The organism is Umezawaea endophytica (assembly GCF_025061645.1).
Lineage (GTDB): Bacteria > Actinomycetota > Actinomycetes > Mycobacteriales > Pseudonocardiaceae > Umezawaea > Umezawaea endophytica.
Genome location: NZ_JANYMP010000009.1, coordinates 138355 through 153777, shown reverse-complemented (window position 1 = coordinate 153777; position 15423 = coordinate 138355). Strand labels below are relative to the sequence as shown.

The window sequence follows — 15423 nt, the reverse complement described above, 5'->3', positions numbered from 1 at the left end:
ACCCTGCTCCGCCATGACCACCGAGACCTGGCTGTCCGACACCCGCACGTCCTACGACACGGTCGCGGCCGACTACGCCGACCTGCTCCGTGGTGCCATGGAGGACGAACCGCACCTGCGCGCGGCGCTGGCCGTGTTCGCCGAGCTCGTGCGGACCGCGGGCGGCGGTCCGGTGGGCGACATCGGCTGCGGACCGGGCAGGCTCACCGCGGACCTCCGTGACCTGGGCCTGGACGCCTTCGGCGTCGACCTCTCGCCCGCGATGATCGACGTCGCCCGCCGCGACCACCCCGACCTGCGGTTCGAGGTCGGTTCGATGACGGACCTCGACCTGGCGGACGCGTCGGCGGGCGGCCTGTTCGCCTGGTTCTCCCTGATCCACGTCCCGGACCACGAGGTCCCCGGCGTGCTCGCCCACTTCCACCGCGCTCTGCGCCCCGGCTGCCCGCTGCTGGTCGCGTTCCACGTGGGCGACGAGACGGTGCTGAAGACCACGGGTTACGGCGGCCACCCGATGAACGTGCGCATCCACCGACGCCTGCCCGCCACGGTGTCGACGTGGCTGCGCGACGCGGGCTTCACCGTCGACGCCGAGACGGTCCTGCACAAGGATGGTCGCCAGGGGGCGATCATCTACTCCCACCGCTCATGATTAGGCTAGCCTAACCTCATCGACAGAGGGAGGGTGGCGGATCTTGGGCACCTACTCGGCACTGGGCCAGCTCCAGCAGAAGGTCATCGGCAAGGTGACGTCGCTGGTCATGGCGACGGCCAACCAGCGCGACGACTACGAGCAGTTCCCCATGACGGTCGCGCGGACGACGGCGCTGAACGACCACCTGCGGCGGATCACGTTCCGGGCGCCCGAGTTCGGCACGTGGCGGACCAGCGGCGCCGACGAGTACTTCGGCCTGCTCATCCCGCGCGGCGACGACCTGGCCTTCCCGTCCGAGGGCGGCGTCAACGTCCGCGCGGCCATCGCGAAGATGCCCGACGCGACCCGCCCGGACCTGCGCTGGTACACCGTCCGGGCGCTGCGCGGTGACGAGTGCGAGATCGACGTGGACTTCGTGCTGCACGAGGACGCGCACGGACCGGGCTCGACGTGGGCGTCGGCGGCACGGGAGGGCTCGGTGGCGGGCTTCCGCGCCTGCGGCTCGACCTACCAGCGGCAACCCGACACCAACGCGCGCCTGCTCGTGGCCGACGAGACGGCACTGCCCGCACTGTCCGCGATCCTGGAGGCCCACCCCGGCGCACGGGCACTGGTCGAGGTCCCGGACGAGTCCTACCTGACCCCCGTGCCCGACGGCGTGGAGTTCGTTTACCGCGCCGACGCCGAACCCGGCAGCCGCGCCCTGGAAGCCGTGAGAGCACTCCCCGACGAGACCCTCGACTACGCCTGGGCCTGCGGCGAGTCGAACCTCGCGACCTCCATCCGGAGGTACCTGGTCAAGGACCGCGGCCTGGACCGCCGCAAGATCATGTTCTCCGGCTACTGGAAACGCGGCCAGGCCCGAACCTGAGCTGCGGAACACCCTCCACAGTGGACTAAGCCCTGGCGCGGGACCTGACCCCGTGGCCAAATACCGCCACCCCAACCCACCGTCAACCCCACCGCGCGAATCCGACCGGACAAATCCTGTCCTGCAAATAACCATCGACACCTTGACCGCCCTCCGGCACCGCCGACACGATCGAGGGAGCGCTCTCACCTCCCCTGCAACGAGACGCGTCCGGAGGTCCGACAATGACGTCGCCCAGGTCCTGGTCACTGATCGCCCTGCTGGCACTGCTACCCGCACTGACACCGGTTGCGGCACAGGCACAACCCGCCAACCGGTGGATCGTGTCGTCGTCCCAGCTCTCGGCCACCGTCGCGCTGGACGCGGCCGGGAGCCTGACCGTGGCGGCGAGCCGGTCCGGTCGGGCCGTCCTGTCGCCGGCGCCCGCGGGCTTGCGGACCACGACGGCGGACCTGACCACCGGGCTGCGGTTCGTCAGCCGGGTGGACCGGGTGGTGTCCGAGCAGTACTCGATGACCACCGGCAAGCGGCGGAACCGGACCGTGAGCGCGAACGAGTCGCGGTTGGCGTTCGCGACGGCGGGCGGGGCGCGGATCGACCTGGTGGTGCGGGCCTCGGCGGACGGGGTGGCGTACCGGTACGTGGTGCCCGGACCGGTGACGGTGACCGGCGAGGCGTCGGCGTTCGGCGTGCCCGCGACAGCTCAGGCGTGGCTGTTGCCCTACAACGCCTGGTACGAAGCCGACCGGATCCGCACCACGGCTGGCAACGCGGCGGCCGGGGACTACGGGAACCCGTCGCTGTTCCAGGTGGGACAGGACTACGCGCTGCTCACCGAGTCCGATGTGGACGGACGATACCCCGGATCGAAGCTGCGGCACGCCGCCGGTTCCGGGACCTACCAGGTGGTGCTCGCGGACGAGCAGCTGACGTCGGCCGGTGAGCTGCGGACGCCGTGGCGGACGGCCATCATCGGCGACCTCGCGACCGTGTCTGGGTCCACCATGGTGGACGACCTCGCGCCCCCGTCGAAGATCGCGGACACGACGTGGGTCAAGCCGGGCAAGGTCGCCTGGTCCTGGCTGAGCGAGAACTCCAGCCCCTCCGACTTCGAGCGGCAGAAGGCGTACGTGGACTTCGCCGCCCGCAACGGCTGGCCGTACGTCCTGGTGGACGAGGGCTGGAGCGCGGCCTGGGCGCCGGAGCTGACCCGGTACGCTCGCGCCAAGGGCGTCGACATCCTGCTCTGGCTGCACTGGACCACCCTCGACACCCAGGCCGAACGCGACACCCTGCTCCCGAGGATCCAGGGTTGGGGCGTCAAGGGCGTGAAGCTCGACTTCATGGAGTCCGACTCGCGCGAGCGCTACCAGTGGTACGACGCGGTGCTGGCGAAGACGGCCGAACTCCACCTCATGGTGAACTTCCACGGCTCCACGATCCCCCACGGCCTGGCCCGCACGTGGCCGCACGTCATGACGATGGAGGCCGTCCGGGGCGCGGAGAACCGGCCCGCGGCGGCCAACAACCCGGTGCAGGCGTTCACCCGCAACGTGGTCGGCTCGATGGACTACACGCCCGTGTCGCTCGACGTCGGCACGAAGGAGGCCACCGTCGCGCACGAGGTGGCGCTCCCCGTCGTCTACGAGTCCGGCTGGACCCACTTCGCCGACAAGCCCGAGGCCTACCAGGCACGACCGCAGGCGCTGCGCTTCCTCGACCAGGTGCCGACGGTCTGGGACGACAGCCGCCTGGTCGGCGGCACCCCCGACACCGGCACGGTGATGGCCCGGCGCGACGGCGACCGCTGGTTCCTCGGCGCGATCTCCACCGGTGACGCCCGCACGGTGACGGCACCGCTGTCGTTCCTGGGCTCGGGTGACTGGCTCGTGGAGACCGTCCGCGACAACACCGCGTCCACCCGCGGGGACGTGCTCCGGTCCAGCCAGGTCCTCCGCTCCACCTCGACGCTCTCGGTCGCCGTGCCGCGCAACGGCGGCTTCGCCGCGGTGGCCTGCCCCGCCCAATCCGGCCGCACCACCTGCGACCGGCCAATCAAGCAGGTCCCGACGACGACCCTGACCGTCACCCCGGCGCAGGAGTTCGACGCCGCCAGGGGCACGTCGTTCGACATCACGGCCTCGTTCACCAACACCAGTTCCAGCGCACTGACCGATCCCGCCCTCACCGTCGCCGCTCCGGCGGGCTGGACCTCGACCGGGCTGTCCGTTCGACGCGGGATGCTGGCACCGGGCGAGACCATGACCGGCCGGTGGACCCTGCGGGTGGGCGACCAGAGCCCGCACGGCTTCGTGGACGTGCCGGTGTTCGCCGAGTTCAACGCCGAGCGGACGCACGTGGAGAAGGCCGTGCGGGTGTTCGTCCCGCCCGCCGTCCCCAGCGGGACGTCGTTCGCGAGCGACCTCCCGTTCATGACCGAGGACAACGGCTGGGGCCCCGCCGAGCGCGACCGCTCCAACGGCGAGAACTCCGGCGGTGACGGCGCGCCCCTGCGCGTCGGCGGCGTGGTCTACGCCAAGGGCATCGGCGTGCACGCCGCGTCGGACATCTCCGTCTACACCGGCCGCCGCTGCTCCGCGTTCACCGCCGCGATCGGCCTGGACGACGAGACGACCGAGACCGGATCCGTGGTCTTCCAGGTGTACGGCGACGGCAGGCTGCTCCACGACAGCGGCGTCATCCGGGAGAAGGGCGCGGCGCGGGCCGTGTCGGTCGACGTCAGCGGCGTGCGGATGCTCAGCCTGCGCGTCACCGACGGCGGCGACGGCAAGAACTTCGACCACGCGGACTGGGCGGAGGCGAGGATCGCGTGCGCGTGACGGCGGTTCTGGTGGCGGCGTTGACGTTCTCGCTGGTGGCCGTTCCGGCTGCCGCGGCGACCACCACCTACGAGGCGGAACGGGCGACCCGGACCCTGGGTGTCGTCGAGTCGAACCACGTCGGGTTCACCGGCTCCGGGTTCGTGAACTTCGACAACGTGGAGGGCAGCGCGGTCGAGTTCGCCGTGACCGCGGCCGTGGCGGGCGACCACGACCTGGTGTTCCGCTACGCCAACGGAACCGCGGTGGACCGCCCGCTGCGCGTCGAGGTCAACGGGGCCGTGGTCGCCTCGGCGTCGTTCCCCGGCACCGGGGCGTGGACGTCGTGGACGACCCGCGTCGTCGGCGCCCGGCTGGTGGCGGGGCAGAACGCGGTCCGCGCCACCGCCACGACCGCCAACGGCGGGCCGAACCTGGACTCGCTGGTGGTGGACAACGGGATCACCGCTCCCGCGCCCGCCGACTGGTCCACCGCGATCGTCGACTCGACGATCGCCCAGCGGCCCGCGACGTCGCTCGGGCTGGGTTACACGGACGCCCTGTTCCTGCACGGCGTGCACCTGGTGCACGAGCGGACCGGCGACCCGCGGTACCTGGAGTACCTGAAGGCGTGGGGCAACGCGAAGGTGCGGGCGGACGGCACCACCGGCAACCCGTACAACGACCTGGACGCCATGCTGGCCGGGAACGTGTTCCTGGAACTCGCCCGCGCGACCGGCGAGGCCCGGTACACGCTGGCCGCCACCCGCATCCGGCAGCGGATGACCACCTACCCGCGCACGTCGGACGGCGCGCTGATCCACAACACCTCGTTCACCGGGCAGTTGTGGGCCGACGGGGTGTTCATGGCCCAGCCGTTCCTCGCCCGCTACGGGGCGCAGGTCGGCGACGGACCGGCCGCGTTCGACGAGGCCTCCCGGCAGTTGGTCACGTACTTCGGGCACCTCCGGTCACCGGACGGGATGCTGTTCCACGCCTACGACGAGACGCGGGCGAAGAGCTGGGCCGACCCCGTCACCGGGGTGTCGCCGGAGGTGTGGTGCCGGGCCGTCGGCTGGTTCGGCATGGCGACCGTGGACGTGCTCGAGGTGCTGCCCCAGACGCACCCGAACCGCGCGGCGCTGGTGGGGATCGTGCGGCACCTGGCGGACGGGTACCAGCGGTGGCAGGACCCGGCCAGCGGCCGGTGGTTCCAGTTGCCGACGAAGCCCTCGCTGGCGGGCAACTGGACCGAGACGTCGTGTTCGAGCATGTACGCGTACACGATCTCGCGGGCCGTCCAGCGCGGTTACCTGAACCGGAGCTACCTGCCCGTGGCGGCGAAGGGGTTCCAGGGGGTGCTCGACCGGACGTCCATCGGGTCCGACGGGCGGACCCAGGTCGACGGGATCGTGGTCGGGACCGGTGTCGGGACCGAGCGCTACTACCTGGACCGGCCGCGCGCGGTGAACGACTTCCACGGGCTGGGGGCGTTCCTCATCATGAACGAACAACTCGCGCACGCAGACCGATCGGTTGGTTCGTGAGAATAACGTGAATGCGTTTTCGCGGTGCTCGCACCAAGTCGTTACTCATTGACCCTCTGTGACATAACCGCAGGTGAGAGGCGGTTCTTGACCGTTTAGGCACCCCAGTTCGACCCCTAATCCGGCTAAAGTTGTGTCGCGTTTAGATCACGGGAGCCACCATGGGGGAACCACGCACGTCTTGTGGGTAGAGAACAGCTCGCTGCTCCTCGCTCGGAAGGACGGATCCCATGATCGACGACCCTCACGCGTACCAGCACCGTGAAGGCGACGCTCACCAGTGGCTGTGCCGCTTCGGCATCGACGACCGCCACTGCGTCACCGGGACCACGACCAAAACGGCCATCACCGAGCGCGGTGGGGAGGGCCGGTCCAGCTCCGGGTCGCTCGCCTCGCTGAGCTGGAACACGACCGACCCGTACGCGATCACGCTGCTCGTGCACGACGACGAGACCGGCGAGGCAGCCGAGTGGGTCTTCGCCCGCGAGCTGCTGGTCGACGGCGGCGGCATCGGCGACGTCCGGGTCCGGCACGGGCTGGTGACGTCACTGGAACTCGACTCCCCCGCCGCCGACCTGACGCTGCGGCTGTCCGTGACGTGGGTGGAGCAGTTCCTGCGCTACACCCAGGAGGTCATGCCGCTGGGCCAGGAACCGAGCCTGGTGGACGTCGGCGAACTGGAGTGGACCACGGAACTGGAATGGCTCGTGGACGGCCGCGCCGACATCTAGACCCCGTCCAGTCGAAGCACGGACACGCCCTCGACGAGCTTCCCCTGACGCCGCCACGCCTTTGTCCGGGCCGATCGGCTCAGCTAAGCAGGCAGCGCCTTGCTCACCGACGCGCCAGCCCCGACAGTCCCCGCACAACCCGCCAGGCCGACGCTTCCCGCGCGACCTACCAGCGCGGTACTGCCCGCCTGACCCGCAAGCGCGGCACGACCCGCGCGACCAATCGGCACTTCCCACGGTCCACCGGCGCGACGCCCCCAGCCGGATCTGCCCGGCCCACCGCGCCGAAGCACGATCACCTCTTCGTGTGATCCGCGAGCCCTCTCAAGCGCCGAAAACTGTCAGACCCCTCCCCTAGCGTGTGCGTCGGGGGGCCTCCACGCCGGGGGACACCTGGTCCACGCCGTCCGGCCACCAGCCTTACGCCCCCGACGGGCACTCCCTCAGGTTGTCGTGCGCCCACCGGGCGAGTTGGTCGAACACCGGGAGCAGGCGCTTGCCCTCCTCGGTGAGCGCGTACGTCACCGCGGGCGGCTTGGCCGTGGTCACCGAGCGCACCACCAGGTTGATCGACGCCAGTTCGGTGAGCCGGTCGGACAGCATCGAGTCGGTGATGCCCGTGACGCCGCGCTTCAGGTCGGCGAAACCGACGGGGCCCCTCGCGCCGATCGTCGCGAGGATCACGCCGTTCCACCGCTTGCCGAGGAACCCGAAGGCGCGCCGCAGCGAAACGTCGCAGATGTGCACGTCAGGAGTCTGTTCGACGGTGCTCGCCTCCGGTGGTGTCACGTAGGCCATAGTACCCCGCCACTTGCATCCACCTTGGTACTCGTATATTCATAGTGACTAGTGAAGCACTAGCAACTAGCGCGTCACTACCCATCGGGAATCACTAGGAGTCACCATGTCGCTCTTCCGCCTGGACGCGAGCATCCGCGTCGACGGCTCGCACAGCCGCGAGATCGCCGACATCGTCGAGCAGGAGTGGAGGTCGGCCCACCCCAACGCCGCGGTGACCACCCGGCACATCGGCGTCGAGCCGATCCCCGCGACGGCGTGGGCCACGGCCGTGACCGCGCCGTACACGCCCGCGGAGGACCAGACCCCCGAGCAGCGGCAGGCCGTCGCGCTGGCGTCCGAGGCCGTCGACCAGTTGGTCGACGCGGACGCGCTGCTCTTCGCGGTGCCGCTGTACAACTTCGGCGTCTCGCAGCACTTCAAGACGTGGGCCGACCTGGTCATCACCGACCCGCGGATGGCTCCGGGGAGCGCGCCCGCGACCAAGGGCAAGCCCGCCGTGCTCGTGACGGTGCGCGGCGGCGGGTACGGACCGGGCACGCCGCGCGAGGGCTGGGACCACGCCACCGCGTGGATGCGGCGCATCCTCGCCGAGGTGTGGGAGATGGACCTGAAGGTGGTCGAGTCGGAGCTGACGCTCGCCGAGGTGTCGCCGCAGATGGAGTCGCTGCGGGGGCTGGCGGCGGAGGTCCGGGTCGCGGCCGAGCGGAGCGCGCGTGAGCACGGGCGCGACCTCGCGGACGCATCACTCGACCGGGCGTAAGGCTTCATTGACACCTCGACGAGCGCGATCTACGGTCGGACCTGTCAAAGATTTTGGACAGACAGGGGGGGCGACCGTGCCGATCGGAACCACGAGCACCCTGACCGCCGTCGGCAGGCACGCGGGGGTGTTCGCGGGCAGCGCGCCGGTCGTGGCAGAGTCCTCCCCGGTCCTCACCGACCGGACGAGGAAGATCGTGCTCTACCGGCGGGGAGCCTGACTGTGCCGAAACCGACCCTGGTCACCAACCGGATCAGGGCTCTGCGCTTCGACGCGGACGAGATGAGCCAGGGTGCGCTCGCCGAGCGCGTCGGCGTCACCCGGCAGACCGTGAACGCGATCGAGCAGGGCAAGTACTCGCCGTCGCTCGAAGTCGCGTTCAAGATCGCCAGGGTGTTCGGGGTGACGCTCGACGAGGTGTTCCAGTACCCGCCGGACTAGGTCGTGCTCACGGCCAGGACCTTGAGGTTCTGGTTGGGGGTGGTGGTGAAGGACGCGGCTTCGCGGGTGGGGTCCAGCGGGACCGCGACGTGCCAGATCCGGACGGTGCGGCCGTCGGCGGTGCCGTTGACGTTGTAGCGGGTGGTGGCGGTGATCGCGGTGTCCTCGCCGAACTTCGGGCCCGCCGCCGACGCCCAGTCGGTGACGGCCAGCCTCGCGGTGGACGTGGAGCCGTCGGTGTAGGTGACCGTGACGTCCACCTGCTGGTCGCCGTTGACCGCCGTGGTGAGCAGGTCGAGGCTCGTGCGGCTGCTCGGGGTCAGGTAGGTGCGCTGACCCCTCAGCGTGAGGAAGTTGCGGGTGGTGCCAGTGGTGGTGGGGATCAGGTAGTCGACGCCCGCCACGGTGTTCCGCCCCGCCAGGGGGAGCTGTTCGGCGGGGAAGCTCCAGCCCTTGCCGTCGAGGTTGCCCTGCTGCTTGGCGTCCGCCGTGGCCGCGCCGTCCACATCGGACTGGACGCGGAGGTCGTGGGCGCACTGGGGACCGGACGGGGCGCAGGCCGCCGGGAGGTTCGGGACGGGGGTCGGGGCCGTGGGGACGTGGTCGACGGGGAGGTCGGCCACGCCCCACGCGGTGTTCGGGGTCGGGCCGACGTCGACGGTCAGGTCGCCGCCCCGGTCGACGATCGACTCCGGGAGCCAGGACCTGGTGTGGGACTTGCCGTTGAGCTTGGCGGCCTGGACGTAGACGTTGTCCGGCGAGGCGTTCGGGGTGGTGATCCTGATGGTCTTGCCGCCGCGGTTGATCCACGTCTTGGGGAAGACCGGGCTGGACAGCAGGAGTTCGGCGCGGCTGGGGGTCTGGGGGTAGACGCCGAGCGCGGCGAAGACGTACCAGGCGGACATGGTGCCGAGGTCGTCGTTGCCGGGGAGTCCGGCCGGGCCGGTCTTGTAGACGAGGCCCGCCATGGCGCGGACGGTCTCCTGGGTCTTCCACGGTTGGCCCAGTGCGTTGTAGAGCCACGGGGCGTGGATGCCCGGCTCGTTCGTCGGGTCGTAGCGGAGGCCGTCACCGCCGGTGGCCCAGGACCCGTCCGGCCGGTGGAAGAAGTCGTCGAGGCGTTGTGCCGCCTGGGTTTTGCCGCCCATGGCGTTCGCGAGACCGGAGACGTCGTGCTGGACCATCCAGGTGTAGGTGGCGCTGCTGCCCTGGGCGAAGCCGGTATCCGAGGACGGGGTGAACGGCCAGACCCAGGTGCCGTCGGCGTTCTTCGCCTGCTGGTAGCCGGAACCGGCCGCGGACGGGTTGAACGTGTTGCGCCACCAGCTCGCGCGCGGGAGGAGTTCGGCGCGGATGCCGTCCTCGCCGAGGCGTGCCGCCCAGTCGGCGAGGGCGAAGTCGGCGGTGGAGTCCTCGAGGGTTTCCGCGGCGCCTCCCCAGCAGTGGCAGGTGTCCTGGGGCGCGTAGCCCAGGCGCTGGTACTCGGCGAGGTTGGGGCGTTGACCTTCGCACTGTCCGGGGCAGCCCTTGTCGGAGAGGCCGTCCGGGTGCGGGGTGGTGGCTTGCCGCGCCAGGGAGGTGAGGGCTTCTCTGGCGTTGAAGTCCTTGGCGCCCATGGCATACATGCCCGCCAGTGCGGGGGCCGACGGGTCGCCGGTCATGACGTGGGTGGGGCCGTTGACGTGGATCCAGCGATCCCAGACGCCGTCGTGCTGGTTGGCCAGGTTGAGGAGGGATTGGGCGTAGTCGCTCGCGACCTCGGGTTCCAGGAGGGCCAGTAGTTGGGTGTGGGCCCGGTACTGGTCCCAGCCGGAGAAGTTGCCGTACTGGTTGCGCTGGTTCTTCTGGAGTTGGTGGACCTGCTGGTCGCTGCCCAGGTAGGTGCCGTCCACGTCGCTGGAGACGTTGGGCTGGAGGAAGGCGTGGTAGAGGGCGGTGTAGAAGGTCTTGAGCTGGTCGTCCGTTCCGCCTGCTACTTCCACGTCCTTGAGGACCTCGTCCCAGGCCTTGGTGGAGTCCTGGGCGATGGTGGCCGTGGTGTCCTTGGGTTTGACCTCCTTGGTGAGGTTGCGCTTCGCGGCCGCTTGGCTGGTGTAGGAGATGCCCACCCTGAGTTGGACGTCGTTGTCGGTGGTGGGGTCGAAGGTCACGTAGCCGCCTGAGCCCTTGCCCGCTCTGGCGGCGCCTGTTTCGTAGCCCTCGCCGCCGTGGGTGGTGGTGGAGCCTGGGGTGAGGGTGTCGTTGAGCCAGGTGCCGGTGGTGGCGAAGGGGCGGTCGAACTGGGCGGTGAAGTAGAGGCGGTAGTAGGTCTTCTTGTTGTTGCTGCCGCCGTTGGCCCGCCTGCCGCAGAACGCGCCGGTGAGTACTGAGCCTTCCACGGTGTTGGTTTGCGGGTTTATGGTGATTTCGGCGTCTTCGCTGCCGTTGAGGGAGTTGGAGACCCGGAAGAGGAGGGCGGCCTTTTTGTCCTTCGGGAAGGTGAAGGTGCCGATGCCCGCTCTGGTCGTGGTGGAGAGGTCTGCTGTGGTGCCGGATTGGAGGGTTACCCGGTAGCGGCCTGCTGTGGCTTGTTCGTTCTCGTGGGTGAAGTTGTCGGCGTAGATCTCGTCCCTGGTGTCGGCTGTGGGGGAGGTGGTGAGGTCGCTGGTGAAGGGCATGATGGGGATGTCACCGGCCGCGCCCGGGTGGCAGCCCGCGCCGTTGACGTGGGTGAGGCTGAAGCCCCTGAGCCTGGTGGCGTCGTAGGCGTAGCCGTTGGCCGCGCCGGTGTTGGTTTGGTCGCCCCTGGTGCTGGTGGGGCTCCAGGAGATCATGCCGAAGGGACGGACCGCGCCGGGGTAGGTGTTGCCGCCGTTGGCGCTGCCGATCAAGGGGTCCACGTAGTGGGAGAGGTCCTTGGCGGGTTTGAGGTCCTTGGTGGCTTGGGCCGGTGGGAGTGGCGTGCTCAGGGCCAGGACGGCGATTAGACCTAGGGTGAGAACGCGCATCGGGGTCCCTTCGTGCCGGGCGGTGGCCGGGGACGACAGTAGGGTGTGGGTGATGCGCGGGATAGGGAAGTTGTGGTGAATTTCGGGATCTGTCCGGTGGACATGGTCCGGGTTGGGAGTGGTCACGTGGGGGTGGCTGGGGGTTCCGTCGTGGTCGGCGGGTGGGTCGCGTTCCAGCGTGGTGTGGCCGATTTGACTTGGGGCCCCTAGATTCGACCCTCCGCCGGGCACTAAGGGCAGAAGGTGAAGCTGCCGCCCGGCGCAAGTTTAAGAGGCTGTCTCACGTGGGGAGTTTCTTGTAGCAGGTCAACGCTGCGGCCAGGGTGAGAAACGCGCAGAAGTTGGCGCCATGCCGTTCGTATCGCATGGCCAATCGGCGGTAGTTGAACGTCCAGGCGATCGTGCGTTCGACCACCCACCGGTGTCGGCCCAGCCTCTCGCTGGACTCGATGCCCTTGCGGGCGATGCGGACACCGATGCCGCGGTCACGCACCCACTCGCGCAGCTTGCGGCTCTCGTAGGCCTTGTCCCCGTGCAACTTGTCGGGCTTGCGGCGGCGGCCACGCCGGGACCGGATCGCGGGGATCGCCATCACCAACGGCTTGAGTGCCTGGGAATCGTGGGTGTTGGCGCCGGACACCGCGACCGACAGCGGGATGCCGTGCCGGTCGGTCAGGACGTGGATCTTCGAACCCGGCTTGCCGCGGTCGACGGGGTTGCGGCCGGTCATTGTTCCCCTTTTTTCGCCCGGACGGACGCTCCGTCCAGGACCGCGCGGGACCAGTCGATCAACCCTTGGGTACCGAGTTCGTCCAGTACCGCCCGGTGCATCCGTCGCCACAATCCGGCCTTGGTCCAGTCGGTGAAGCGGCGGTGCGCGGTCGGCACCGTGACCCCGAACGAAGGCGGCAACAACCGCCACTGACAACCGCTGGTCAGCACGAACACGATCGCGGTGAACACCGCCCGATCATCGACCGGTGTGGTGCCACCACCCTGAGGACGGGCGGTGAACCCAGGAATCAACGGCTCGACCAAGGCCCACAACTCGTCGGGCACCAAGCGCTGCGACAGGTCATCCACGACCAACGATCATGCCAAACGGCCTCGATCGACCCACGTGAGACAGCCTCTAAGTGCGACGAACTCGGTTCAGCGCGATTCGACGACCACCGGGAACAGCACGCGGAACACCGCGCCCCGGCCCGGTTCGGTGTCGAGCTCCACCCTTCCGCCGTGCGCGGCCACGAGCGCGGAGACGATCGCGAGGCCGAGGCCCGCACCGCCGTTCTCCCGGCTGCGGGCCGCGTCGGCGCGGTAGAAGCGCTCGAAGATCCGCTCCTTCTGCTCGGCCGTGAGCCCCGGACCGCTGTCGGCCACCTCGAGCCGGGCCGCCGGAACGCCCTCCACGAGCGTGGTGCCCAACCGCACCTCCACCGGCGCGGTGTCCGGTGTGTGGGTGAGCGCGTTGCCGATCAGGTTCGCGATCACCTGGCGCAGCCGGGTTTCATCGCCGAGCACGGACGCCCCGCCGGGCGGCAGGTCGAGGCGCAGCGCGATGGTCCGCTCCGGGGCGATCACCTTGGCGTCGTGCACCGCGTCGACCGCGAGCACGGCCAGGTCGACGGGGACGCGCTCCAGCGGCCGCTGCTGGTCCAGCCTCGCCAGCAGCAGGAGGTCCTCGACCAGCAGGCCCATCCGCGCGGCCTGGTCCTCGATGCGGCGCAGCACGGCCGCCACGTCCTCCGGCGCCGTCACCGCGCCCTGCCGGTACAGCTCGGCGTAGCCGCGGATCGAGGTCAGCGGGGTGCGCAGCTCGTGGCTGGCGTCGGCGACGAACTGGCGCATCCGCTGCTCCGAGTTCCGCGCCGCCTCCTCGGACCGCGTGCGGGCGTGGAAGGCCTGCTCGATCTGGCCGAGCATGGCGTTGAGGGCCGTGGCGAGCCTGCCGACCTCGCTGCCCGGCCTGCGCACCGGCACGCGCAGGGACAGCTCCCCGGTCGCGATCACCTCGGCCGTCGCCTCGACCTCCTCCAACGGCCTCATGCTGCTGCGCACCAGCCAGTACCCCGCGCCCGCCATCAGGACCAGCGCGCCGATGCTGATCAGCAGGAACGTCCGGCGCAGGTCGTCGACGGCGTTGTCCACGTCGACCTGGCTGGTGGCGACGACCAGCTCGGCGCCGTCGACCTGCCGGACCACCACCCGCCACCGGGTGCCGGAGTCGCCGACCGACCCGACGGTGACGTGCTCGCCCGCGGCGACCGACCCGAACGGCGGCAGGTCGGGGCGCTTGCCCGTGACCGGCGCGAGGTCCGCGGACGAGCCGTCGGCCTGCCGCAGCACCCCCACCTCCTGGCCGAATCCGCGACCGACGCCGCGTTCGGCCAGCGCGCTCATCCGGGTCAGCCGGGCGTCGACCTGGCCGAGCAGGTAGCTCTCCATGACCTTCGAGCCGATGAACCACGTGCCCAGCAGGCCGACGGCGGCGAGCAGGACCAGGACGAGCACGAGGTGCACGCGCAGCGGCAGGCGCCCGAAGGCCGAGCGGATCACGCCGACGGGCGGCGCAGCACGTAGCCGAACCCCCGGACCGTGTGGATGAGCCGGGGCTCCGCGTCGTCGACCTTGCGGCGGAGGTAGGAGATGTACGACTCGACCACGTTCGCCTCCCCGTTGAAGTCGTAGTGCCACACCTGGTCCAGGATCTGCGCCTTGGACAGCACCCGGCCCGCGTTGCGCAGCAGGAAGTGCAGCAGCTTGAACTCCGTCGGCGACAGCTCGACCGGTCTGCCCGCCTTGCGCACCTGGTGGCCGTCCACGTCGAGTTCGAGGTCGGCGCACGACAGCCACCCGCCCTGCCGCTCCTCCCGGTCCGGCCGGGTGCGCCGCAGCACGGCGTGCACCCTGGCGATGACCTCCTCCAGGCTGAACGGCTTGGTCACGTAGTCGTCGCCGCCGATGGTCAGCCCGGTGACCTTGTCGTCGGCGGCGTCGCGGGCGGTCAGGAAGAGCACGGGCACGGCCTGCCCGGCCGCCCGCAACCACCGCACGACCTCGAAACCGTCGCGGTCGGGCAGCATCACGTCCAGCAGCACCAGGTCCGGGCGCTCGCGCTCCACCTGCCGCAGCGCCTCGGCCCCCGTCGCCGCCGTGTCCACGTGGAACCCGGCGAACCGCAGGCTGGCGGCCAGCAGCTCGCGGATGCTCGACTCGTCCTCGACGACGAGCAGCCTGCCGCTACCGGTGCGTTCCGCCATCCCGCGATCCTCCCATCACCCAGTGGTCTGCCGCTGGGTCACCGTCTGCGCGGCGACCGTCCCGTCGTCGCCCGCCGTGCCCTGCACGACGACCTGGCTGCCCGCCACGAGATCCGCCAGGGCGCCCTTCTTGGTCACGTCGACCTCCGTGGTGTCCGATGTGGACACCTTGACGACCGTGCCGTCCTGGGTCTTGACGTAGATCGTCGTGCCGTCCACGTGGTCGACGGTGCCGACCGTGCCGCGGCCGAAGCCGCCCGCCCGGTTGCCGGGGACACCGCTGGGCGGGGTCTGGCCGTTTGCCCCGCCCCGGAACCCACCGCCCGCGCCGTTGCGGCCCGCGGCGGGCGCGGAAGCGGACGTCGTGGTGGACCCGAACGCCGAGTGCGTCCACACGCCGCCGCCGAACGCGGCGAGCACGAGCACCCCGACGCCGAGACCCAGCGTCACCTTGCTGACGCCCGTCTTGGGCCGGTCAAGGCCGAGGTCCTGGTCCGGCAGCGGTTCCGCGAGCACGTGCTCCGGGTCGTTCGGTCGTGACACGTCTACTC

Annotated in this window: 14 protein-coding genes; 8 read left to right on the top strand and 6 right to left on the bottom strand. The window is 70.3% G+C overall.

Features of this window, described 5'->3' with window-relative positions; all coding sequences use genetic code 11:
- Nucleotides 1–13: 13 nt before the first annotated feature.
- The 5 genes from NZH93_RS20530 (at nucleotide 14) to NZH93_RS20510 (ending at nucleotide 6623) form a co-directional block, all read left to right on the top strand.
- Entirely contained in the window at nucleotides 14–652 is a 639-nt protein-coding gene (locus NZH93_RS20530) for a class I SAM-dependent methyltransferase (protein WP_259624759.1), read from the top strand.
- Between the two features lie 43 nt (nucleotides 653–695).
- Complete coding sequence (locus tag NZH93_RS20525) at nucleotides 696–1526, top strand: siderophore-interacting protein (RefSeq protein WP_259624758.1); 831 nt, start codon at nucleotides 696–698, stop codon at nucleotides 1524–1526.
- A gap of 224 nt (nucleotides 1527–1750) precedes the next feature.
- On the top strand, nucleotides 1751–4366 hold the full coding sequence (locus NZH93_RS20520; protein ID WP_259624757.1) for an NPCBM/NEW2 domain-containing protein: 2616 nt from the start codon (nucleotides 1751–1753) through the stop codon (nucleotides 4364–4366).
- Nucleotides 4363–5892, top strand: coding sequence for a glycoside hydrolase family 88 protein (locus NZH93_RS20515; RefSeq protein ID WP_259624756.1), 1530 nt, complete (start codon nucleotides 4363–4365; stop codon nucleotides 5890–5892). Before NZH93_RS20520 ends, NZH93_RS20515 begins: the two co-directional genes overlap by 4 nt.
- Before the next feature lie 230 nt (nucleotides 5893–6122).
- Nucleotides 6123–6623: an SsgA family sporulation/cell division regulator gene (locus NZH93_RS20510; RefSeq protein WP_259624755.1), complete on the top strand. Its 501-nt coding sequence runs from the start codon at nucleotides 6123–6125 to the stop codon at nucleotides 6621–6623.
- 420 nt (nucleotides 6624–7043) lie between these two features.
- On the opposite strand, the gene NZH93_RS20505 is transcribed toward NZH93_RS20510, so the two are convergent.
- Nucleotides 7044–7412, bottom strand: coding sequence for a winged helix-turn-helix transcriptional regulator (locus tag NZH93_RS20505; RefSeq protein WP_259624754.1), 369 nt, complete (start codon nucleotides 7410–7412; stop codon nucleotides 7044–7046).
- A 115-nt stretch (nucleotides 7413–7527) separates the two neighbouring features.
- On the opposite strand from NZH93_RS20505, the gene NZH93_RS20500 reads away from it, so the two are divergent.
- From NZH93_RS20500 to NZH93_RS20490, 3 genes are all read left to right on the top strand, one after another.
- The gene (locus NZH93_RS20500) at nucleotides 7528–8184 is read left to right on the top strand and encodes an FMN-dependent NADH-azoreductase (RefSeq protein ID WP_259624753.1); all 657 of its coding nucleotides are present in this window, start codon (nucleotides 7528–7530) and stop codon (nucleotides 8182–8184) included.
- A gap of 76 nt (nucleotides 8185–8260) precedes the next feature.
- On the top strand, nucleotides 8261–8404 hold the full coding sequence (locus NZH93_RS20495) for a hypothetical protein (RefSeq protein ID WP_259624752.1): 144 nt from the start codon (nucleotides 8261–8263) through the stop codon (nucleotides 8402–8404).
- Between the two features lie 2 nt (nucleotides 8405–8406).
- Entirely contained in the window at nucleotides 8407–8625 is a 219-nt protein-coding gene (locus NZH93_RS20490) for a helix-turn-helix transcriptional regulator (protein ID WP_259624751.1), read from the top strand.
- On the opposite strand, the gene NZH93_RS20485 is transcribed toward NZH93_RS20490, so the two are convergent.
- The 5 genes from NZH93_RS20485 to NZH93_RS20465 form a co-directional block, all read right to left on the bottom strand.
- The gene (locus NZH93_RS20485) at nucleotides 8622–11612 is read right to left on the bottom strand and encodes a GH92 family glycosyl hydrolase (RefSeq protein WP_259624750.1); all 2991 of its coding nucleotides are present in this window, start codon (nucleotides 11610–11612) and stop codon (nucleotides 8622–8624) included. The genes NZH93_RS20490 and NZH93_RS20485 overlap by 4 nt on opposite strands.
- 280 nt (nucleotides 11613–11892) lie before the next feature.
- Nucleotides 11893–12686 (bottom strand): IS5 family transposase gene (locus tag NZH93_RS20480; protein ID WP_372506727.1). Its coding sequence is split into 2 segments (ribosomal slippage): nucleotides 11893–12342 and nucleotides 12345–12686, totalling 792 coding nucleotides; the frame shifts between segments, so codons are not numbered across the junction.
- 78 nt (nucleotides 12687–12764) lie between these two features.
- The gene (locus NZH93_RS20475; RefSeq protein ID WP_259624749.1) at nucleotides 12765–14168 is read right to left on the bottom strand and encodes a sensor histidine kinase; all 1404 of its coding nucleotides are present in this window, start codon (nucleotides 14166–14168) and stop codon (nucleotides 12765–12767) included.
- On the bottom strand, nucleotides 14165–14872 hold the full coding sequence (locus NZH93_RS20470) for a response regulator transcription factor (RefSeq protein ID WP_259624748.1): 708 nt from the start codon (nucleotides 14870–14872) through the stop codon (nucleotides 14165–14167). The genes NZH93_RS20475 and NZH93_RS20470 overlap by 4 nt, the downstream gene beginning before the upstream one ends.
- A gap of 15 nt (nucleotides 14873–14887) precedes the next feature.
- Nucleotides 14888–15415, bottom strand: a complete 528-nt coding sequence (locus NZH93_RS20465; protein WP_259624747.1) for a hypothetical protein — start codon at nucleotides 15413–15415, stop codon at nucleotides 14888–14890.
- Between the last annotated feature and the right edge of the window lie 8 nt (nucleotides 15416–15423).